This is a genomic window from Pseudomonas sp. NPDC090203, from assembly GCF_044746765.1.
In the GTDB taxonomy this organism is placed as follows: Bacteria; Pseudomonadota; Gammaproteobacteria; order Pseudomonadales; family Pseudomonadaceae; genus Aquipseudomonas; species Aquipseudomonas putida_AD.
In genome coordinates this window covers 60,380-82,160 of the sequence record NZ_JBIVCV010000017.1, presented here as the reverse complement: position 1 = coordinate 82,160, position 21,781 = coordinate 60,380, and the positions used below count along the sequence as shown (strand labels likewise).

General features: G+C 55.1%; 15 protein-coding genes. 6 read left to right on the top strand and 9 right to left on the bottom strand.

The features are described 5' to 3' along the window. Positions 1 to 29: 29 nt before the first annotated feature. Positions 30 to 1,001 carry a sensor domain-containing diguanylate cyclase gene (locus ACIPO9_RS24440; protein ID WP_274134166.1) on the top strand — a complete coding sequence of 324 codons (972 nt, stop codon included), beginning with the start codon at positions 30 to 32 and terminating at the stop codon, positions 999 to 1,001. A gap of 135 nt (positions 1,002 to 1,136) precedes the next feature. On the opposite strand, the gene ACIPO9_RS24435 is transcribed toward ACIPO9_RS24440, so the two are convergent. The 3 genes from ACIPO9_RS24435 to gabD all read right to left on the bottom strand — a co-directional run bounded on the left by ACIPO9_RS24435 (position 1,137) and on the right by gabD (position 5,530). Then, positions 1,137 to 2,360 carry an HDOD domain-containing protein gene (locus ACIPO9_RS24435; RefSeq protein WP_274134165.1) on the bottom strand — a complete coding sequence of 408 codons (1,224 nt, stop codon included), beginning with the start codon at positions 2,358 to 2,360 and terminating at the stop codon, positions 1,137 to 1,139. Between the two features lie 154 nt (positions 2,361 to 2,514). Then, on the bottom strand, positions 2,515 to 3,798 hold the full coding sequence (gabT, locus tag ACIPO9_RS24430; protein ID WP_274134164.1) for a 4-aminobutyrate--2-oxoglutarate transaminase: 1,284 nt from the start codon (positions 3,796 to 3,798) through the stop codon (positions 2,515 to 2,517). A gap of 289 nt (positions 3,799 to 4,087) precedes the next feature. Then, on the bottom strand, positions 4,088 to 5,530 hold the full coding sequence (gene gabD / locus ACIPO9_RS24425; protein WP_400611039.1) for an NADP-dependent succinate-semialdehyde dehydrogenase: 1,443 nt from the start codon (positions 5,528 to 5,530) through the stop codon (positions 4,088 to 4,090). Positions 5,531 to 6,053: 523 nt separating this feature from the next. On the opposite strand from gabD, the gene ACIPO9_RS24420 reads away from it, so the two are divergent. Beyond that, positions 6,054 to 7,886 carry a DUF6538 domain-containing protein gene (locus ACIPO9_RS24420; protein ID WP_400784000.1) on the top strand — a complete coding sequence of 611 codons (1,833 nt, stop codon included), beginning with the start codon at positions 6,054 to 6,056 and terminating at the stop codon, positions 7,884 to 7,886. Positions 7,887 to 8,042: 156 nt separating this feature from the next. On the opposite strand, the gene ACIPO9_RS24415 is transcribed toward ACIPO9_RS24420, so the two are convergent. Then, positions 8,043 to 9,215 carry a hypothetical protein gene (locus ACIPO9_RS24415; protein ID WP_400783999.1) on the bottom strand — a complete coding sequence of 391 codons (1,173 nt, stop codon included), beginning with the start codon at positions 9,213 to 9,215 and terminating at the stop codon, positions 8,043 to 8,045. Continuing rightward, positions 9,205 to 10,500 carry a hypothetical protein gene (locus ACIPO9_RS24410; protein ID WP_400783998.1) on the bottom strand — a complete coding sequence of 432 codons (1,296 nt, stop codon included), beginning with the start codon at positions 10,498 to 10,500 and terminating at the stop codon, positions 9,205 to 9,207. Before ACIPO9_RS24410 ends, ACIPO9_RS24415 begins: the two co-directional genes overlap by 11 nt. 377 nt (positions 10,501 to 10,877) lie before the next feature. On the opposite strand from ACIPO9_RS24410, the gene ACIPO9_RS24405 reads away from it, so the two are divergent. From ACIPO9_RS24405 to ACIPO9_RS24395, 3 genes are all read left to right on the top strand, one after another. Further along, complete coding sequence (locus ACIPO9_RS24405; RefSeq protein ID WP_400783997.1) at positions 10,878 to 11,501, top strand: recombinase family protein; 624 nt, start codon at positions 10,878 to 10,880, stop codon at positions 11,499 to 11,501. Between the two features lie 767 nt (positions 11,502 to 12,268). Next, entirely contained in the window at positions 12,269 to 12,931 is a 663-nt protein-coding gene (locus tag ACIPO9_RS24400; RefSeq protein ID WP_400783996.1) for a helix-turn-helix domain-containing protein, read from the top strand. 117 nt (positions 12,932 to 13,048) lie between these two features. After that, entirely contained in the window at positions 13,049 to 14,047 is a 999-nt protein-coding gene (locus ACIPO9_RS24395) for a hypothetical protein (RefSeq protein WP_400783994.1), read from the top strand. A gap of 153 nt (positions 14,048 to 14,200) precedes the next feature. On the opposite strand, the gene ACIPO9_RS24390 is transcribed toward ACIPO9_RS24395, so the two are convergent. The 4 genes from ACIPO9_RS24390 to ACIPO9_RS24375 form a co-directional block, all read right to left on the bottom strand. After that, positions 14,201 to 17,383, bottom strand: coding sequence for a type I restriction endonuclease subunit R (locus tag ACIPO9_RS24390; RefSeq protein WP_400783992.1), 3,183 nt, complete (start codon positions 17,381 to 17,383; stop codon positions 14,201 to 14,203). Positions 17,384 to 17,398: 15 nt separating this feature from the next. Beyond that, positions 17,399 to 18,640, bottom strand: coding sequence for a restriction endonuclease subunit S (locus tag ACIPO9_RS24385; RefSeq protein WP_400783991.1), 1,242 nt, complete (start codon positions 18,638 to 18,640; stop codon positions 17,399 to 17,401). Between the two features lies 1 nt (position 18,641). Then, positions 18,642 to 20,195: an N-6 DNA methylase gene (locus tag ACIPO9_RS24380; RefSeq protein WP_400783990.1), complete on the bottom strand. Its 1,554-nt coding sequence runs from the start codon at positions 20,193 to 20,195 to the stop codon at positions 18,642 to 18,644. A 661-nt stretch (positions 20,196 to 20,856) separates the two neighbouring features. After that, positions 20,857 to 21,270, bottom strand: a complete 414-nt coding sequence (locus ACIPO9_RS24375; protein ID WP_400783989.1) for a hypothetical protein — start codon at positions 21,268 to 21,270, stop codon at positions 20,857 to 20,859. A gap of 206 nt (positions 21,271 to 21,476) precedes the next feature. On the opposite strand from ACIPO9_RS24375, the gene ACIPO9_RS24370 reads away from it, so the two are divergent. After that, on the top strand, positions 21,477 to 21,710 hold the full coding sequence (locus ACIPO9_RS24370) for a helix-turn-helix domain-containing protein (protein WP_400783987.1): 234 nt from the start codon (positions 21,477 to 21,479) through the stop codon (positions 21,708 to 21,710). The last annotated feature ends 71 nt before the right edge of the window (positions 21,711 to 21,781 follow it).

Below are 21,781 nucleotides of genomic sequence, written 5' to 3'. Positions count from 1 at the left end.
GCCGCACCTTATTCTGAGATGCAGTGCTCATGGACAACTCGACATCCTCGATCGAAACACCCGCAACAGCAGAAACCCTGCTGGCATTGATGCACGCCCAGGCTGAAGTGGCACGTCTGAGCGAGCGGGAACAGCTTTTCAGCTCTCTTCTGGTCAGCGTCAACGCCGTACTCTGGGCGTTCGACTGGCAGACCCAGCGCATGATCTACGTAAGCCCCGCGTACGAACGGATTTTCGGTCGCTCCGCAGGCCTGCTGCTGGCCGACTTCGGCGAGTGGCGCGACAGTATCTACCCCGACGACCTGGACTACGCCGAGCGCAGCCTCAGTGAAGTGCTGGAAAAGGGCTCCATCGAAGATCGCGAATACCGCATCATCCGCGCCGACGGCCAGGTGCGCTGGCTCAGTGACAAATGCTTCGTCAGCCATCAGGCCGGCCAGCGCCTGACCGTGGTCGGCATCGCCGAAGACATCACCGAGAAGAAACAGCTCGAAGATGAACTTCAACGCCTGGCCACCACCGACGTCCTCACCCAGAGCAGCAACCGTCGTCACTTCTTCGAGTGTGCGCAACGTGAGTTTGAACAGGCCCGCTTGCAAGGCACGCCAATGGCGTTTCTGCTGCTGGACGTGGATGACTTCAAGCTGGTCAATGACACCTACGGGCATCAGGAAGGTGACGTGGTGCTGCAACGTATTGCCGAATGCGGTCGCAAGACGTTACGACGCGGCGACCTGTTCGGGCGGATTGGCGGCGAGGAGTTCGCGGCGGTGTTCCCTGGTTGCGCACCGGACATGGCCAAGCAGATCGCCGAGCGTCTGCAACGGGAAATCCAGCGCCTGGTGTTCACCCGTGACGACAAGAGCTTCGGCATCACGGCAAGCCAGGGCCTGACCAATCTCGGCAAACAGGACCAGAGCCTGGAAGCCCTGTTCGCCCGCTCCGATGCGGCGATGTACCAGGCCAAGCGTCAGGGCAAGAATCAGATTGTGTTGGTATAAAAGCCGCGCGAATTAATCCGCGAATCCATCGTAGGAGCGCGCTTGCCCGCGATGGCGGCGTGTCAGCCAACACAACTGGCACAGGCAGATCGCAATCGCGGGCAAGCGCGCTCCTACAAGCGCTTGGTTCCCATCTCACGCCACCAGCTTGTTACGCACCCGCTCAAGATCCGTCGCATTGACCTTCAGCAGCCGCGCCGATTTGCTCTTGGCCAGCGCCTCCAGCGGATCTTCCAGCCCCAGCCGCCCCATCTGCCCGGCCAGGTTCATCGCCAACACCTCCCGGGTATAGACCCCGGTGTTGTACTGATAAACCGCCGCAATCAGCTCACGCAGCTCCAGCGGCAAGCGCCAGCGGGTGCGCAAGGCCGAGCCGAACGCGGCGGAATACTGCTCAAGGGCACGGGCGATGGTGGTTTCGTCCAGCGTGCCGCCGGCCTGCAACCACTCCTGCAGACAACGCACCACGGACAGATCCCCCAGGCTTCTGAGCAATCCGGCGCAATAACAACGCTCGTGGTTCAAATCCAGCGTGCGCGCCAGGATGCGCGCATAACCTGCGGTGCGCCGCGAGACATCCCAGATCTGGCTGGCCTGCAGGATGAGATTGGCGTCCGTGAGGATCGCGCCGCGCTTGAGTGCCAGCCCCTGAACCAGATTCGCGCTTTGGGTGGCGCCCAACGTGGTCAGCGCCTGGCCGAGGGTCTGCTGCGGTTTGCCCTGGTGCTGCGAAGCGCTGTTGGATGCAGCAATCAGCACAGCCGTGACATGCGGGTCCTCGATAAGCTCGTGTTCCAGCAGCTTGAGATCGACGCCAGCGGCGTTACGGCTGCGCGTCAGCACTTCTCGCACATCGACGTACAACGGCCCGCCATCGGCCAACTCGCGACGCTTTTCCAGAAATGCATCCAGCCCCACGCCCGGAGCCAGTGCCGGCACTTCGCAGGCCACGTGGGCGCCATCGCGCAGCAACAGGTTTTCCAGTCGCTGACGCAGATTGTCGATATTCAGGGGTTTGGTCAGGTACGCCGTGGGCGCCAGTTGCACGGCCTCGCGCACACTGGCGCTGTCATTGCGGCTGCTGAGCAGAATGAAGCGTACAGGCGTCTGGCGTTTGAGCATCCGCACGCCACGCAGCAGGCTCAGCCCATCCACGCCGGGCAGCTCGCGGGAGGCGATCACCAGGTCAGGAATGAACCCGCGCATGAGGTCCACCGCCTGCTTTCCATCCGGGCACACATCCAGTTGTGCATCGCAACGCACATTCAGCACCAACTCACTGAGCATCTCACGGGCCCAGGGATCGGCTTCGGCGATCAACACACGGGGAACGGAAGGCGCCTCTACAACGGTCATCATGACTCTCCGGCATCCAGTCTTCGTACATTAGTCAAAGACTGGCGTGGGAGACAGGCCGAAAGCAAAATTTCTGACGTCAATAAACGAAAAAACCTGCCGAAGCAGGTTTTTTCTGACGAACAGGTCACATTTTCAACAATGCGCCCTTCTGGCATCAGCCGATTTCAGCGAAGCACTCTTCGATGATTTTCAGGCCCTTGTCCAGTTGCTCGTCTGGCGAGGTCAGCGGAACCAGCACGCGCAGCACGTTACCGTAGGTGCCGCACGACAGCAGGATCAGACCCTTCTCGCGCGCCTTGGCGACCACGGAAGCCACGGCAGCGGCGTTTGGCTTGTGGGTGTCACCGTTCTCGAAGCACTCGACGGCGATCATCGCGCCCAGGGCACGCACTTCACCGATCACGCCCGGGTGCTTGGCCTGAATGGCCTTCAGACCAGTCACCAGGTGCTCGCCGACAGCCTTGCAGCGGTCCAGCAGGTGCTCTTCTTCGAACACTTCCATCACCGCCAGGGCCGCCGCGCACGCGATCGGGCTACCGGCGTAGGTGCCGCCCAGGCCGCCTGGAGCGATGGCGTCCATGTATTCGGCCTTGCCGCAGACACCGGCCAGCGGGAAGCCGCCAGCGATGGACTTGGCGAAAGTGGTCAGGTCGGCGGCAACGCCCATCTGTTCCATGGCGAAGAAAGTTCCGGTCCGGCCAGCGCCAGTCTGCACTTCGTCAGCGATCAGCAGGATGCCGTGCTTGTCGCACAGTTCGCGCAGGCGAGCCATGAAGGCTTTAGGCGCGACGTAGAAACCGCCTTCGCCCTGCACTGGCTCGATGATGATCGCAGCGATGTCTTTAGGCTCGGCGTCGTTCTTGAAGATGCGCTCGATGCTGGCGATGGAATCATCAACGCTCACACCGTGCAGCTCGTTCGGGTACAGGGCGCGGAAAATGCCGCCTGGCATCAGGCCCATGCCGGCCGAGTAAGGCACGACTTTACCAGTCAGACCCAAAGTCATCATGGTACGGCCGTGGTAAGCGCCGGTGAACGCGATCACGCCAGCACGGCCAGTGGCAGCGCGAGCGATCTTGACGGCGTTTTCAACCGCTTCGGAACCGGTGGTGACCAGCAGGGTTTTCTTGTCGAAGTTGCCTGGAACCTTGGCGTTCACTTTTTCGCACAGCTCGACATACGGCTCGTACGCCAGCACCTGGAAGCAGGTGTGGGTCAGCTTGGTCAGTTGCTCTTGAACGGCCGCAACGATTTTCGGGTGCAGGTGACCGGTGTTCAGTACCGCGATACCGCCTGCGAAGTCGATGAACTCACGACCTTCAACGTCGGTAACGGTAGCGTTCTTCGCGGACTCGGCGAAGATCGGGTGAATTTGACCAACGCCACGTGGTACAGCGGCTTCGCGGCGTTTCATCAGGGATGCGTTGGTTTTGCTCATGATTTCCTCATTCACCGCTCATCGGGCGGCGTGGTTCAAGGATCAAGCGGCGGGGTCAACAGCGGCAGCATACGATGATCGACTGCCGCGGCCTCCCGGCCACCAAATGGGTGGGTGCTGCAAATACCCGCGCAACGTCGCTCTCGCGCTGCGCGGGTTAGAACTTCTCATTGAAGCGTCGCGAGCGACGGTCAGGCAAGGCGGCAAGGTTCGAAAAAAACGGAGTTGGCTGTAGCCAATGAGTATTTTTTCGAACCTTGCTAACGCAGCCTCACCGAGCGCAGCAGCTTCAAACGCTAAGGCAGAGGTATTTGATTTCCAGATAGTCCTCAATGCCATACTTGGAACCTTCACGGCCCAGGCCCGAAGCCTTCACGCCACCGAACGGCGCGACTTCGTTGGAGATCAGGCCGGTGTTGATACCCACCATGCCGTACTCCAGCGCCTCGGCCACGCGGAACACGCGGCTCATGTTCTGAGCGTAGAAGTACGACGCCAGACCGAACTCGGTGTCGTTGGCCATCGCGATCACTTCAGCTTCGTCTTTGAAGCGGAACAGCGGCGCCAGCGGGCCGAAGGTTTCTTCCTTGGCCACGGCCGCGTCCTTGGACACGTTCACCAGAATAGTCGGTTCGAAGAAGTTGCCTTCCAGGCTGTTGCCGCCGCTCAGCACTTTCGCGCCTTTGCCCAGCGCATCAGCGATGTGTTCCTTGACCTTGGCGACCGCTTTTTCGTCGATCAGCGGGCCAGTGGTGGTGCCATCGGCCAGGCCGTCGCCAACCTTCAACTTCGCGACCGCCGCCTGCAGTTTCTCGGCGAACGCGTCGTAGACCGAATCCTGAACATAGATGCGGTTGGCGCAGACGCACGTCTGGCCGTTGTTGCGGTACTTGGAGATGATCGCGCCTTCGACGGCCTTATCCAGATCCGCGTCGTCGAACACGATGAACGGCGCGTTGCCGCCCAACTCCAGCGAGACCTTTTTGATGTCGTGGGCACATTCGGCCATCAGCTGACGACCAATCTCGGTCGAACCCGTGAACGACAGCTTGCGCACGATCGGGTTGCTGGTCAGCTCGGTGCCGATGTCGCCGGCGCTGCCGGTCACGACACTGAACACGCCAGCAGGGATGCCAGCGCGCTCGGCCAGTTCAGCCAGCGCCAGCGCGGAGTAAGGGGTTTGCGAAGCAGGTTTCAGAACCATGGTGCAACCGGCAGCCAGCGCAGGGCCGGCTTTACGGGTGATCATCGCAGCCGGGAAGTTCCACGGGGTGATCGCAGCGGTCACGCCGATTGGCTGCTTCAGCACGATCAGGCGCTTGTCCGGCTGGTGGCCAGGAATCACGTCGCCATACACGCGCTTGGCTTCTTCAGAGAACCACTCAATGAAGGACGCAGCATAGGCAATCTCGCCCTTGGCTTCAGCCAGCGGCTTGCCCTGCTCCAGCGTCATCAGACGGCCCAGGTCTTCCTGGTTTTCCAGCATCAGCTCAAACCAGCGACGCAGCTTCGCGCCACGCTCTTTGGCAGTCAGAGCACGCCAGGCCGGCAGCGCCTTGTCGGCAGCTTCGATCGCACGGCGGGTTTCGGCCGCGCCCATCTTCGGCACAGTACCCAGAATCTCGTTGTTCGACGGGTTGTTGACCTTGATGGTCTGGCCACTGTCGGCATCGGCCCAGGCGCCATTGATATACGCCTGCTGGCGGAACAACTTCGAATCTTTGAGCTGCATGTCGGCCTCCTAAACAGCACCGCGCAAGGCGGGGCGAATTATTGATTGTTCAAAGGCGCCTCTATCAAGAGGCTGCCGTCAGGAAAACTGCTGCTGGCCCCTGCGCATCTCGCGGACAGCAGGGCGAGCGAATGGGAGCGTTTGAAATCTCAAACGAATCCTAGGTTCAACAGCAACAAAGGACAATAGGGTGTTCGAAAAAAAGAACGCACGCCGTCGCATTGGCAAAAAACACTGACAAACCCACCAGCCAACATCCGGAAACGTACGAAATCGACAACAGTCACTCGCCAGCATGGACGCACGCAGGCCAGATGAGTATCATGGCGCCCGCGTTGCACCTGTAGCTCAGCTGGATAGAGTACTGCCCTCCGAAGGCAGGGGTCGTGGGTTCGAATCCCGCCATCTAATCCAGGATCGCTAAGCGATTGTCAGATTTACATTTTTCGACAATAGCAGGACAGCACAAGCTGATGGGGCACTTCGCAGTGCTATTAGGTGGGGCATCGCAAAGGTGCCCGCAATGCCAGCCCAAGCCTCCTACATCACACTCAACCGTCATCGCACTTACTATTTCCGCATAGTAGTTCCCCTTCGATTGCGCGCGGTATTCGGTCTTCAACGAGAAATTAGACGCTCCCTAAAAACAGATAGCCAACGACTAGCGCTTCGCCGCGCTCGGCAATACGCTGCACGCTATGAAGCCATTTTTGATAGGGCGCTCGCAGTGGTTGACCACGACGATTACCAAGCAACCGACGATGATTACGAAGTGTTCCTCAAAGAAATGGAGAAGGTTGATGAATTAGGTCTCTGGAGTACTGACTCAAGCCAGGCGGAACCCGCCCCGTCGTTCAAATCAGTCCTTACTGATGAGGAGTGGCAAGAGCATGAAGACAATCAACGCCGCACCATCATCGCGCAAGCTCTTACCGGGCAGGCGGGAAGGGCTATACCCACGAGCCAGCAGAAGCTAGCAGAGCGCCTATATGACGAGGGCCATGACCTTCCTATCCGCCAATTCCAAAAGCTCCTACCGAAGCTTATAGAGCGCATAGCGCTGCATCCCTATGATCCCCCAGTACTGACCACTTCCGTCAATAAGGAACCATCCCAACCGGATGGCCCCACCTTGTACGAGCTATGGCAGCAACACTGGGAAACGCTCGCAAGACTCTCAAGAGGTCGCAAGAAAAGCGAACGCACAAAAGAGGATGAGCAAGGTCATGCTTGTCGGCTGAACATCTTGAGTGGCGGCAAACCGATAAATCAGTTCACGGTTGAAGACTTCGAGCGCATCTATTCTGAAATTTTTGATGTTCGGCCAAACCGAGGCAGCAAGCTACCCTCTCCGGACTCGCCGAAAGATACGATCTTGGCTAGAGACGGAGATCGGCGCATCGAAGCAGGCACAATCGATAAGCTCATCATTCGTCTCGGCGTGCTCCATGAATTTGCTTTTAAAAAAGGACTAACAAAAATTCACCCAGACACTCCAGAGAGGTCCGCTCCGGATCGCAACCCGCCAGGGAAAAAGCCAGTAGAGAAGGCGTTCACGAAAACTGACCTCCAAGCGATATTCTCCGGCTACCTGTATACGGGCAGTGAGCTCGAAAAAAGCAACGCTGTATTCCCATACCAGTTTTGGCTTCCTGTATTGGGGCTTTATACCGGAGGGCGTCTGAACGAGCTTTGCCAGCTCGACACCGAGGACGTATGCAAAAAAGAACCTGAAGGTATCTGGACAATCAGCATGATGGATGACGAATTGGACCGGCCACTTCCGAAGTCATTGAAGAATCAGTCAAGCCGACGAATTTTACCCATTCACAGTGAGCTTATTCGCATGGGCTTTCTCACCTTTGTAGAACAAGCGGCCAAGGAAGGGCGCGAGAAGTTGTTCTCAGACGGCCTGACCTACAACCCCAAAAAAGGGTGGGGTAGCAATGCTACTCATTTCTTCTGCCGCTTCCCTAGCCCGAGCACACCAGCATCCGGATACTTTTTTAAATGCGGCATCCGCGAAAGAGATGCTGACGGCAAGACCGACCGGAAAAACTTTCATAGCTTTCGCCACACGTTTACTGATCTTGCCCGTGAGGCTGGCGGAGAGGCATATCTCGTATTACCCGACCTCACGGGGCATTCAAGAGGCAAAGAAGGTCAAGTGGCTAAGTACGGCAATGGGTTTAGCCAATCGAAGAAGCAGGAAGTTTTGGAAAGCTTGGACATACCTGTCGATCTCGCTGCCGTCACATACGAGGACTTTCAGGCGCGCCTTGGACACAAACTCAAGCCCTCTATTCAGCGACATCGAGAGGCTTACAACCTTAACCAGAGTGAACGGACAGCTTAGTTTGAGCGGGCCTTTTCATGGCTCTCCCTCACCCGGTTAGGGATGGCTCAGAAAGATTGAGCAGAACCGTGCGGAACACGGGCTTAATCAGGAGGATCCGGAATAATTAGACATGAATAAAGCTGGTGGGGCCCAGATAATCTGGGCCCCACCGTACTATCGGTCTTCTAGCGGAGGCAATGGTGACAGTAAGGAAAACTGCTCCCCCTTTGCCGGACCATCGAAACGCTGCTCCTCGCTTTGATCAGACGTAGTATCCTGAGCGGACGCTAACAGTCCGATAATCGCCCGAGAGAACGCGATATCAAGAGAATTGCTTTTTACAAACAGAGCAAGAATATCTGATGCCATCTTTGCAGAAAGTTTGGAGTCACTACCACTCAAATGGCGAGGTAATGTCCCCGCACCAGCCGCAAAGTAGTGCAATGCAAGATCAGTGATTCGGATTGCGTCGTTAAGAGCATAACGCCTAATTAGAAGCCGGTTTACCTCTTCGAGAAGAGTTGAGAAGTCTTTGTGATCAAGCGCCTGATTATCACTTTCGCCGGTCAAGCGCTGAATCGCAGAAGCAAAGCGTTCTTTCTGTGCAAGCGATTCGGCTCCCCCATGAAGCTCTTCGCGTAATCGCTCCTCAACTCGCAACACATCCACAACATTCAAATTACTGACTAGAAGACCGAGGCTTATCGCAAGCGCTCGTGCTGCCAACAGAACTAGGCATGTATGCGCCGGATCATCAGGTCTCAGCTTCTGGTATAGGTTTTTTTGATACCCTATGCTCAGCAACGTCAAAACCCTGCTAGCGGGCTTTAGCATCCAAATACCAGTAGTAAGAAACTGTGTTAAAGCGCGATACTCGCTGCCCTTAGAGAAGACCAGCAGTGATTCGACACTTTTATAACCAGTGCCGTCAAAATATGGCCCCTTCAGACGACTCAGTCCTAGCCTGGCATCGAGCTCGTTAAGCTCCGCTTCATCAACACAATTTACTTTCAGTTCATGGGCCAGCCAGCGAGCACTGTTAGGGATTTTCTTTTTAAAGAGGTAGAGTTCCTCGACATGCAATACACTTTGAAGCCCTTTCACCCACAACACGCGATCAACCGCGCGACCACTGGTGGTTTTGCAGTCAATGAGCAGCCGAGAGACGCTCCCGCTTGCACTGAAACGAAAACCAAAAACGTCCGCATCGGTCAGATCTGTTCCAGCTCGTGAGCTCGTATCCGCTGGAAGGGTGACTGGAACGTTGATCAATGGCACATAGCCTAGTGCCCATGCCATACGCTTACCTAACAGCTTATAGGAATGATCTTTATCATTAGATGACACGATGAATTCCTCGCAAGTCGTCGAGTAATGCGCGCCCCAGTCTGGCGGCGGTTTGCGTATTGGGATCGAGTGTACGAGTTGCAATAACACCGCGTGCCCGAAACCTATTCGCTTCAGGCAGTAACAATCCTCCTGGTTCAGATCGCGAAAAATGCTGTCTTACTTCATTAGGTAGAAGTATCGAAGACGCAACATCCTCACTCCGACCCGCACACATCGCTATAGCCAAATCAACGGCAGCGAGATTATCCTCGGTGTCATATAGTCTGAAGCGAAAACGGCCTCCCTCGGGCTCAATCCAACCAACACCCATATTCGCCGCTGCTGCATATTGAGACTGAATATTGGAATGCGGTGTCCGACCAATCATCTTACGGTCTCGTAATCCTTTCAGAATCGCACTTGGATCTGCTATTTGGGTGATGGATGAATAGCCTTCACCGTAACGGACACACGCTAATATAATCCGAGCTTTTTCAAGAATCGCTCGCGGCTGCGTAGTCTTGTAGGGTGCAAATGCGAAAGACTGTGCGCCGCCTGAAGAGATGATCGCAGGCGCTCGAAGGATATTTTCATTCACTAGTTCAAGGACTAAAGGATTACTTTGCTCCAGCGCACTAATTGGCGCACCCGGATGAGATCTAGCGGCTTGAAAAACTGACTCTATCGCGCTGTGGCTACCTGGATTTTTGGCGATAAAATTCAACAGCGTTTCGGGGTTTTCTTCAGTGAACAGAGGAGCATACAAAATAGGGATTTTGTCCTTGGGCGAGTCATACTGCCTTAGATAACCGCCCAGATCACCAATATCTATAACCGTCTGAATGTCGACAGGCTTTAATCCGAGTTCAGACGCTAGCGTCTCAAGCGGCACGGGGGCGACCGTCAGTCGGTCGATAATTGCCATGGTCGCTTGTTCCAGCTCGCCAGGCTTACGCGCACTCCACTGCTCTCCAAGCAAGCCATAGAGTTCCTGGAAGAAAGGAATATTTTCCTCGATCCGCTTGGGGGCATACACGTTCGGCACAACGCGAATCCACCCGATCTGCTCCAAAGTCCCCAGTACGGTAGGCAACGAGTCAGAGGTAATCCCGAGGTTGCTGCAAAAATGATGGAAGCCAACGATGTTTTCTATCGTATCCAAACCACGAATGTGTACCGCAAGCTGCGCAGCCATACCGATCTGCCGCGTGACCGGTATCGTAGCCGAAACGCGCAAATCCGAAACATCACGCAAGCCTGACTGCACGTCTTGCGAGCGTCGGCCGATAATTTCACGATCCATAATTGCTCCAGTCTTTGTATCCAGTTTCTTCCTAGAATTCCAACGGCGATATCGGCTTGCGCAGCCCAATTCCCTGCTGGTGCTGTAGCGCTCTCTATCTTGAACGCACCGAAGCACTAGCCTTAAATCGATAGCTTTGGTCAAGAGACATAGCCATTAGCCATGAAAAATTTTTGAGACGCACCCCAAGCTGCTCGTCAGCCCCTAAATCTCAAACATTCTTCCTGCGCCAGAGCAGCACCCATCACTATCAAAAAAGTAGACAGGTTTGATAGTCAGCCGACCACTCGTCACCACCTATCAAATAACTCTCGTGCATAGCTATACGATCGTATTATCATAAACCTATCAAATCATAGTCTAACGGATAAACGATAATGCTCGCCCATCTCTACCTCCGCGCATCGACTAAAGATCAAGACGCCAACAGAGCGAAAGCAGCACTCGAAGCCTTCGCCGCAGAGAAAGGGCTCACCATCGCGGGCATCTACGCGGAGAACATCAGCGGGACTAAGCTTGATCGCCCTCAGTTGCTCGCCATGCTCGAAGCAGCGGCACCCGGTGACATCTGTCTCTGTGAATCCGTAGACAGGCTTACTCGCCTCTCTCAGTCTGATTGGAGATCGCTGAAGGCTACGATTGAAGCTAAGGGCTTGCGACTAGTCATCGCAGACCTACCAACCAGCCACTTACTTGTACAGGACAGCGGTATCACCGGCCAAATCATGGAAGTGGTCAACGGCATGCTGATCGACCTAATGGCAACCATGGCTCGTCTCGATCAAGAAAAACGCGTGGAGCGTATCCGCCAAGGTATTCAGAACAAGCAGGCGGCTAACCCTGACTGGAAGCCCACCGGCAAGAGCAAGGATGCGGCCAAGTGGAAGAAGGTTGAAAACATCCTCACAAAACATCCGCAGGCGTCTGCTGAAGAGGTCGCCAAGATGGCAGAGTGCGGCGTTGCGACTGTGTACCGCATTAAGCGGGCGCTGACCGCGTGAGCTGGCTGTAAGGTCCCCCAGCCCGCCTCGTGCGGGCGTTGTGCCTCTGGGGATGTGACAGCGCCCACGAGCGAATTTTCGTCCGGTTTAGGCAGCGTGAATCTCAGGCGAATGGGTCGAGAAATCAGGACTCTGGAGCAGTACAAGCCCTCAACGCAAATATCGAAAAAACGCTTGCAAATCAAAAACCTACATGAAACCAAAACGCTAGACGCTAAGTATCTAACGCCTTATCATCAATCCACTGCTCACAGAAGCAGATTAACCATTAAACAGACGAGAGACTCAACCATGAACCATTACCCATACCCCAAAAGAAGGATACGCCTCGATGAGTACCGTAGAAGAAAACGCTCGTGATTTCCTCAGCAACTCACTCAGCTCATACCGCCGACTAGCGCAACATCTGAACAACAGCAATCCCAGAACCGACGGGGTTCGCTGGACCAAAGATTCCGCCTATCATCTCTGCCGTAAGAACGGCATCCGTTCGCCTAGACCGTGCAGGAACCAACCCGCTGCGGCAATCACGCAACGCAGCCACACCCGTCAGGCCATCGCTATAGCTCTTACAGAAGCACTCAGAGCGTCCGGCACCCCACTCCCCTCGCTAGCTCCCTTTCAGACAAGTGATGTCGCACGCTTGTCCGGTTTTCCGCTCGCCACCGTTACAGGCAACTGGGATCGACTTGAATGCGAGTTGCTAGCCCTAGCAAAGCTGCCCCCAAAGCCGACTGTCATCCCTGTCCTTGAAGATGAGGTGTGAGATGCCCGGCAAAAAGTCCACTCCAGATCAAAATACCCAGGTCGTCATTCTACGGGAAGCTGGATACACGCTGCCGGTGATTGCGGATCGCCTGGACCTCAGCATCAGCACTGTTCAACGCATCATAAAGACCAACAAGGCTGTCGCGGGCGCAGGAACACGGGCCCTCATCGACAAAGCAAGGGAGGAGTTGCTCAGCTCTGCTTTCTCAATCGACGCTGTTCAGCAGACAGTCGCGACATTGGTAGCCGATGAGCTGGCCCTAAGTCATCTGATCAGGACCAAGATCGCTAACAGCTTGGAAGCGCTCGACCCAACCGATCCGGTTGCGTTCAGGGCGCTCGCAGCCGCATCGACCGCGCTCAAGCTAACCCAAGATGTAACACGACGTTCCCTGCCTATCGAGAAGCTGAATCAGGCGCAGGAAATCGAGGAGCTTCCGACGCTACAAATTCACATCCTGACGGAGAACGATGTAGCTGAGATGCGAGCGAAACAGCGCCTTGAAGAAGCAGAGATTAACGGAGACGTGCAAGGGATCGAGGATGAGACTGCAAACCTTGAATGGATGGAGCGTCGGAGGCTCGCGCAGTCAGATCAAACGGATGAAGAAGACGATGCTGTGGTGTGTGAAGGCTTTGACCTACGCATGACCGGGACGTGACCGGCCAATCGTCAACTCCTTAGAAATAGGTGTAAGGACCGAGCACCCTGGCGCTTCTGCCGGGGTGACATTTTTGAAAATCAGCCCGATCTTCTGTGTGGGCGTGAGAGCCTTCTTATGACAACCAGCCAAAGCAATACACCCGCTTCACCAGACCTCCCAGAATCGCTTACGGAAGCGCTCAGCGGGATGGTCCGGGAACCTCTCCCTCAGGGTGTATTGGAAACTCAGAGCCAATACCGTGAAACCGGTGGATCAGATGATCAAGGGAAAAAACCCGTAAAATTCCGTCCCTCGAAAACGACCCAAAGCCTAGTAGCCACGGTGTACGCGAAGGAATTCGCGATGTCGAAGAGACGTATATTGTCTACCGATACTCCTCACCTGCCCAGATTAGGTTACAAACGAAAGCATCTCCTTGATCAGCCTGTACCGAATGAGATGGAGCTCAAGGCTTGGAAGCATACCGACGAGTTTAAAAAGCTGGCAGCAGCCGCAGCACCCTTGTATGAGATGGCGAAGGCAAGATCATGGGAGCTGAAAACCTTCACTTTGACACTCAGCAAACAACTGAGTGACCGGCTGGACAATGGTGATCCCACTGCACTCGAATATGTTCGGGATCAGATGACCCGGCTGATTCGCGAAACCGTCGATCCACGAGCTGAGTTTCTTTACGGCATCGAAAAGGTACCGGAAGCGCTTGCGGAAAAGTCCAGCCGGAGACGTTGGCATCTGCATGGCGCAATGATCGGCCCGGTTGGGTTTGCAGCTACCGGAAAAACGGCACTGCGTATGAAGCTCCAATCAATAAAAGGGGAGGCAGACGCCGATCTCAGGTTTGACACACCCGGAGCGAGCATCAAACGTGATCAGAGGGCATCTGTGCTGGGCTGGTGCTTCTATTCAGTGAAGAACGGACTATCAGTGGAAATGAAACCGTCTCTCGAAAACGAGTACGAACTTCCTCCTGGCAAGCACACCTTCATATCGTCGCAGCTGAAACGAGAAGCTAAGCGGTGGCATGAAGGCAAGCTAGAGGGCAAAGTCGTTTCAAAACTCATTACAGAGGCTCCTGAGCTGTACGCTCACACTGTGCGTAACTGCATGGCTTGATCATCCATTGCATTCGACTTGAGCAGTAGTTTGCATCGGATTTGACCAGTACGTAGGGTAGCTTTGACAGGTAGAGATCGGACAGAGGCTACCCCTCCTGCATAGAATCAGGCCTTGACTATCTACATAGTCGTTGCGATTCACGCCAAAGCATTACCGAACAGCCGCGTACACGCTCTCACCAGCCCCGTAGTAGCTCGTGAAGATGTGGTGGAAGGCCATCTCGCACTTCTCGTTGTAGACCCCCTCGTCGTAGCTCTCAGGCAAGCCCCGGTCGAAGACGATCTCCAGAGTGCGCCGCACATCACTTCGGGCCCTGTCTTTCTTGCGCCAGTCCAGCACCAGCTTCTCGGCCTTCAGTGTCTCCAGAAGCTCCTTGCAGACCTTCTTCACCTGCGCCCTTTCCTTATCTGCAAGTTCAGGCACTGGCTTGGTCAGGATGTCGAATAGAGCCAGCTCCTCCTCAGAGAGGTTCTCACGGATAGCCCGTTGATCCTCAACCTGCAGATCAGCAGTGAGATCCACCAACTCCTTGAAGAACACCTCGATGTTCAGGCTGCCTGAGTTGTAGGCATCGATCAGCTTCTGGAACTTCTCCATGAAGTCCTTACGAGTGGGGTTCTCGGTGAGCATGGTTTCCAGTTTCATGCTCAGCAAGGCCCGGAGCTTCTCGGCCTCGGTGCGCTTGCGGCCCTGATTGAACTTCTCTTTGAGCTTCTCGAAGTCGATCTGGCTTAGGTCATGCAGTGGCTGATCGTCGTCTTCCTTGATGATGTAAGGCACCGGGGCGATGGAGCGATCCAGCAATTCCTCGACCTGTTGCATTACCTCGGAGATGTCGACGGGTGGAGCCAGTGCTTTGATCTTCTGAGCAATCACGGAGATCAGCACAGCGTCAGAAGCAAGCTCATTGGCATCAGGATCGGGAAGAATCGCTCTGTAGACCCGAGACACAATCCGGGCCTGGCTCATGAAGCTGTTCTTGGTTTCCTCATTGGCAATGAGTTGCTCAACAGCATCATCCAGCTTGGCCACTTTCTCGAAGCCTTGAGCATCCTTGATGGCCTGGGCATTCACACCATGCTCGGACAGGAAAGAGATCCCCCTGGCTAGCAGGTGCTTCAAGTACTCGACCAGCTCGGCCTTGTTCTTGATTGGCTCACCCTCTCCACCTTCGCCAGAAGAAGGCCCACCATAGATCGCCAAGGCTTCCTGCAGCTTACGGAAGACCCCCACATAGTCGACGATCAGCCCTGCTTCCTTGCCCGGATACTTCCGGTTGGCCCGAGCGATGGTCTGCATCAGGGTGTGATTCTTCATCGGCTTGTCGAGGTAGATGGTCGAGCAAGACGGCACATCAAAGCCGGTAATCCACATGGCGCACACGAAGACCAACCGCAGAGGATCCTTGGAGTCCTTGAACTTCTCGCCCAGGTTCTCCTCATTCATGCGCTTACGGTGAGGGATGATATCCAGCCCTTTGTCGACTAGCTCCTTCACCTCGTTCTGACCTTGGGAGACGACCACCGCCATGTCGGTCGATGTCATCACTTGGATCTTGTGCTGCAACTCCTCCTGCTGATCCTTGGGAGCCTTTGCGAGTTGAGCTTTCAGAGCAGCCAGATAGGTCTTCCAGTGATCCTGAACCTTGTTGTACATGCGGACGGCGGTCGCCTTGTCGATGCACACCAGCATGGCCTTGCCCTGGTAACCACGACCAACGAAGTGGTTCACCAGATCCTTGGCGATGGCCTCAAGGCGATCCTCTCGGGTGATCAGGTGGTACTCACGGGCGAAGACCTGCTCGACTTTGCGCTCCTGCTCCTCGTCCAGCTCGGCCTCTTCGAGCAACGCCGCCATGTCCTCGTTGAGGTTGTCATTGATGAGCTGCATCTCGGGAATGCGGTTCTCGTAGTACAGCGGAACCGTGGCACCGTCAGCAACGGACTGGCCGAAGTCATAGACGGAGATGTAGTCACCGAAGACCTCTTTGGTCTTCTCCTCGCCAGCCATCAGTGGCGTCCCGGTGAAGCCCAGGAAGGCGGCATTGGGAAGAGCCGTCCTCATGTTCATGGCCAAGGTGTCGTACTGGGAACGGTGAGCTTCGTCGGTGATGACGATGATGTCCTGGCGATCTGAGAGCTGCGGGTAGACCTCGCCTTTCTTCGTGCCGAACTTCTGGATCAGCGTGAAGATGTAGCGGTGATCTTCGCTGAGCAACTGCTTGAGGTGAGCACCGCTGGTGGCATGGGCCTCAACTTCACCTACAGCACCAGTAGCAGCGAAGGTCTTATAAATCTGCTCGTCTAGTTCGTTGCGGTCGGTGACGATCACGAACGTCCAGTTGCCTGGGATCTTGCGCAGGATCTTCTGGGCGAAGAAGACCATCGACAGAGACTTGCCTGACCCTTGGGTATGCCAGAAGACGCCAAGCCGCCCGGCCTGATCCTTGGGCCGATCTTTGGTACGCCAGACCTCGGCTATGGCCTTATTGACCCCCAGGTACTGGTGATTCTTGGCGATCTTCTTGATCACGCCACCAGCCACATCCTCGAAGACGGTGAAGTTCTCGACAATGTCCAGCAGCCTGGAAGGCTCACCGATGCCTCGGATCGCCGTTTCTAGGGACACAACCCCCTTTTCACCTTCATCGTTGATCCGCTTCCACTCGAACAGATGCTCCCACGGAGAGAAGGTGCTTCCCACCACGGTCTGGGATCCGTTCGACAGCATCAGTGCGCCGTTGTAGGTGAAGAGCTGCGGGATGACCGTGCGGTAGTCGGTGAGGTTGTCGTCGTACGCGGCTTTGAGTGTCTTGTGGGTCGCCTTCAGTTCAACGAATAACAGCGGGATACCGTTCACGAAGCCCAGCAGGTCAGAGCGCCGCGTGTGGTAGTCCCCCTTCACCCAGAACTGGGAGGCGAGGAAGAAGTCGTTCTCCTCGACATTGACCCAGTCGATGACCTTGGCCACCTGGAGCGTGTTACGTCCGTGCTCATCGGCAACCGAGACTGGCACCCCATCCTTCAGCAGCCGGTAAACCTCCTGAGTGGCGTTGACAGGCAGCAGCTTGGAGCGATCTCGGGCCAATTCCTCGACCACCAGATTGATGGCCTCGCTAGGCAGATCAGGGTTGAGCTTGCTGAGCGCAGCCCGCAGACGCCTCTCCAACACCACATCCTGCTGGGTCTGTCGACCTTCGCTGGAGGAACTACCTGTCCACTCTGCGTAGAGGTTCCCAGTTTCCCAACCGAGAGACTCGAACAGCGCAATGGCTGGCTGCTCGATCAGCGAATCCTCGGAATAGTCGTGCGAATGGGGTGCTGCTGGACTCATGCGCCTGAACTCCTTTTAGGTCGGCATGGGGATATCGGATACGTCGATCTCCCCGGAGATTAGCTTGGGAAGAAGAAGATCACGCTGCGCTCGGAGGTTAGCGTTTTTCCTGTATAGAGCAAAACATAATGTCAAGAAGGGAGTCACGGCCATCTCGAATTGATTATGTAATTCATCAGAAGCCCTCAACAACCTGAACTTCTTTATCACATCCTGATTAATGTTTTGCTGCGCAGCGCCAGCTCTGAGATCAATCAGATCTTGACGCCTGGAATAAAGACTTAAATAAGCGTAGCCCCACCCGCAACCTTGACTATTTGGCAGAATCGCACAACAAGCCTGATTAGTTGCAGACTCTTCTCGAAGCACTCCTAAACGACCAATAGTCGCACCATACATGGCAATCAGCACAGTGTTGCGAGGAAATAGCTTAGCTGATGATTTTTGAAGCCCCTCCTCACTGATCCTCTCCTCAGTATCAAAGACAGGACAATCCTGGAGTTCTTTTGTTTTTACCCAGCGATAATCACTGCCATAAAACTCCGGATTTTTCCGGCTTGGAGTTCCACCCGATCCTGTTCGGTAGATATCACCTAATGGAACCAGATCCCAACCTTCAGGAATCAGCCCAAGCTCGCTCTCCTTGAGCCCCACCCCCTCGTACCCCGGAAAGCGGAACTGAACGAACCACTCCTCGTACAGCCGCCGCGCCACTTCTTCGAGGATCTCAATGCGGCGCGTGTTGTTTTCGATGAGGTTATCGTAGGCGGAAAGTATCACCACCATTTTTTGCTGTTCTTGTAAATCAGGGACTTCGATTTCGAATTTCTTAATAATTTCTTGACTTATGTTCTGTTGAGCAGCGCCGTGAGCCAGGGAGACCAACTCCTCCCGACCCTTAAGTAGCGCATAGAACAGCCATCTGTGATTTGCGATCTGAGGATTCGGCGTTAAGCTGCATACAGCCTGGTTGACTGTCGCAGAGATCTTTAACCACCCCAACTGCCCCACATTAGCCCCATACATCCCGACAAGAACAGAGCCGGCCTCAACATACTTAGCAGAACTTTTCTGAAGACCGAGGTCAGAAATTCTTTCCTCTGAACCTGCAAGCGAACAATCTAACAGCTCCTTTGACTTGATCCACACATGACCATCTGTGTCACTTGAATAATACTCAGAATGACTTCTGGAGGGAGTACCGCCACTGGTAATCCGACTACAGATATCTGAGAGAGGAAGTGTTCTACGAGGCAATTTAGAGCTCCACTACATACATGAGATTTTTTAGTACCTGCTCCTCAAGCTCTCTTCCCTCTGCATTAAGCACCTCCAACTCTTCAGCCAGTTCTTCCAGTCGCTCCGTAAAGTCCACATCCTCAGCCTCCCTTGCAGCAGCACCCACGTACCGTCCAGGGTTCAGCGACCAGCCCTGAGACTCGATCAGCTCGCGAGAAACAACCTTGCATAGTCCCGGCACATCCACATAACCATCGTCCAGCCCTCTCTCCGCAAGTAGTTCAGCGCTTCCCTGTTCTAGCTCAGGGGCTTCACCTCGATACAACCGCACGATATTGGCGAGAAACTCGATTTGCTCAGGTAGCCAGTCGCGGTGTGCCCGGTCGATCTGCCGGTAGATGTGGCGAGCGTCGATAAAAAGAACCTTGTTTGCTCGCTCCGCATCACGCTCTTTCGCCCTGTCGAAGAACCAGAGCGTGCAAGGCAAGGTCACGGTGTAGAAGAAGTTCGAGCCAACCGAAACGATTACATCTACTGCGCCGCTCTCAATTAGCTTCTGCCGAATCACCTGCTCGCTGCCTCGGGCATCACCTGCCGAGTTCGCCATAACGAAACCAGCACGACCGTTCTTGTTCAGCGATGCGTAAAAGAGCTGGATCCAGAGATAGTTGGCATTGTCTGTCTTCGGTACACCGAACGGGAAGCGCAGGTCGCCTTCAAGACGCTCTTTATCGACACCCGATACGTTGAACGGCGGATTGGCCATAACGAAGTCGAAGCGTCCACCATCACGAGTAACGGCCTCATGCGGGTCTTCGTAGTAGGTATTGGCAATGCGCACATCACCCGACAGGCCATGCACAGCCAGGTTCATCTTGTTGAGATTGACCGTGACCTGCTCTTTCTCGGTGCCGAAGATGGAGATTTCTTCCATCGCCGTCTTGTGGTGGCGCTCCACGAAGTCAGCCGACTGGGCGAACATACCGCCCGACCCACAAGCCGGGTCGAAGATCCGCCCATGGAACGGTTCGATGATCTCGACAATCAGCTTCACGATGGACTCGGGAGTATAGAAGACGCCGCCTTTCTGGCCTTCCTTCAGCGCGAAGTTGCTCAGGAAGTACTCGTAGACCTTGCCGAAAGCGTCCCCGCTGAGATCCACAGGCCCCAGCAGCTTGATCAGCTCCAGCAGCACCTTGTTGCCGAGTTGGATGTAGTTGCGAGGCAGAGCCCCCTTGAGGTCGACGTTCTCTTCCTCAACGGCCTTCATGGCTTCGTTGATCGCCAACCCTATGACATCGCCTTCGGTGAGGGTCTGCAGATAGGAGAAGCGAGCCTTCTCTGGCAAGAAGATCACGCCCTCGGCCAGATAGTCATCTTTGCTGACCTTGCGGCGACCACCAGAGCCAATCGGCCCCAGCTTCTCTTCGGCAGCGGCGTACATCTTCTCGGCATATCGCAGGAAGATCAGCCCCAGAACAGGCACCGAGAACTCCGCCGGTCTGAGGCCTGTATTAGCCCACAGTTGATCAGCTACAGCCCACAAACGCTTTTCCACATCTCCGCTGACCAAGGTCGTCTCCAGGCAGTTCTAAAAAATGCGAGGAGCATACTACAGAAGCTGTAAGCAACTCCCTGAGTGTGAACTGGTAACGTCTCTCTGCGACCGATTTTCGACGATCACGGCCACCTAGTTGCCGGTCAATCCCATACAAGCGACTAATCAAGTCAAAGTGCAAGTAACTCGGCAAGTGCAATGCAAACGGGTGGTCAGAGGGAGTGCAATTACCCGCACGGCATCCCCTCTCCGGCGAGCGGGGCTATGCGCCAGACTTGGTGCAATGCTCACCACGTACGTAATTTTCACATCGTTGTAGACGCCCGGCAGCGTATTCCGGGACTCCAGATAAGTCACCTCAGTTTGGGCTCCACCAACGCCCTTACCCTTGACTACAGCGATGACAAAAGGCCCGCCACCAAAAGGCCGGAGGATTCCCCAAGAGACACTGAATTCGTCTCTCTCTCTGGGTAGTAGAACGAGCGGACCACGGAAAGATCTTCGCAAGTGGTCCCCGGCTCAAGTGAGTTGGTCAGCCGGTAGCAGACGTCGCCCACCTTTTGAGCAACAACAAAGACCTGCCGTCGGCCGTCTGTTTCGACGTCAGATTGGCTAGTTGCACAGCGCATTAGAAAGAGCGGAATCGTGAGCGTGATAATTTTCACAGCCTCCCTTGTCAAATTTCTAGTGGGCGTTTTTTCCTCTGGAAACCTCTTATCACCCACGCGATGGTCAATCCGATGAGATAGAGCAGGCCGCACAGAACGAGCCAAGCGCCAGCAAGCTGTGCAATCGTAAGTGGACGCTGCTTGCTCACTTTGGCCATGAACTCAGCATGCAGAGCATTGCTCTCCTCGATTCTGGCAAGACGTTCGGAAACAGGCGTACGCATCAACACGTCACGAATAATGCGATTCGAGCCCTGCACAGGCTCTTCAATAATTTTGATTTCTGCCAGCTGTCGTTCGACGTACTGCTGATGATCCCTATTGAGCTTCTCGTCGCTCGGTATGTACGTGCGGTACACATACACCGGTGCAAGAACGAGCCCCAGGCAACACACAATCCAAAGCCTCCTCCAGCCGTTCATACCTGTTCGCCTCGCGCGCTTTCGCTTGCTTGACGTGATGAGTCGAATGCGGGAATGAATCGGACCAATAGTGACTGAACGGTTAGCACATGCAGCTCCTTGCATTTCGGTGATTGGAATTCTGCGCGCACGATCAGGCGTTGCTCATCTGAAAATGCTAATCACAGTATGTCGAATCATAGTATGCAAAAAGTCACATTTGGTGAATGCCTATCTCACCAAACCAATGCGCACTTGTTGCAGTCTTCGCTTCAAATGTTAGGCGCCGACGCTTGGACCTCGGGCTGTCCCAAGAACAGCTTGCGGAGCTCGCAGGTGTCCACCGGACATACGTGGGGATGCTGGAGCGGAGCGAGAAAAACGTAACCATCTACAACATCGAGCGGATCGCCCAAGCACTTGACGTCGATCCCGAGTTACTTTTGAGAAAGTCGTCTTAGCCCCTTCGTCCCGCCTCGCTTGCATCGTCTCAGTCGTCTGAGTAACGTTGTGAGACATTCACTGACCCCAC

Coding starts and splice junctions, on each gene's coding strand:
- ACIPO9_RS24440 (WP_274134166.1), top strand. CDS start 30: ATGGACAACTCGACATCCTCGATCGAAACACCCGCAACAGCAGAAACC.
- ACIPO9_RS24435 (WP_274134165.1), bottom strand. CDS start 2,360: ATGATGACCGTTGTAGAGGCGCCTTCCGTTCCCCGTGTGTTGATCGCC.
- gabT (WP_274134164.1), bottom strand. CDS start 3,798: ATGAGCAAAACCAACGCATCCCTGATGAAACGCCGCGAAGCCGCTGTA.
- gabD (WP_400611039.1), bottom strand. CDS start 5,530: ATGCAGCTCAAAGATTCGAAGTTGTTCCGCCAGCAGGCGTATATCAAT.
- ACIPO9_RS24420 (WP_400784000.1), top strand. CDS start 6,054: ATGCCAGCCCAAGCCTCCTACATCACACTCAACCGTCATCGCACTTAC.
- ACIPO9_RS24410 (WP_400783998.1), bottom strand. CDS start 10,500: ATGGATCGTGAAATTATCGGCCGACGCTCGCAAGACGTGCAGTCAGGC.
- ACIPO9_RS24405 (WP_400783997.1), top strand. CDS start 10,878: ATGCTCGCCCATCTCTACCTCCGCGCATCGACTAAAGATCAAGACGCC.
- ACIPO9_RS24400 (WP_400783996.1), top strand. CDS start 12,269: ATGCCCGGCAAAAAGTCCACTCCAGATCAAAATACCCAGGTCGTCATT.
- ACIPO9_RS24395 (WP_400783994.1), top strand. CDS start 13,049: ATGACAACCAGCCAAAGCAATACACCCGCTTCACCAGACCTCCCAGAA.
- ACIPO9_RS24390 (WP_400783992.1), bottom strand. CDS start 17,383: ATGAGTCCAGCAGCACCCCATTCGCACGACTATTCCGAGGATTCGCTG.
- ACIPO9_RS24375 (WP_400783989.1), bottom strand. CDS start 21,270: ATGAACGGCTGGAGGAGGCTTTGGATTGTGTGTTGCCTGGGGCTCGTT.
- ACIPO9_RS24370 (WP_400783987.1), top strand. CDS start 21,477: ATGCCTATCTCACCAAACCAATGCGCACTTGTTGCAGTCTTCGCTTCA.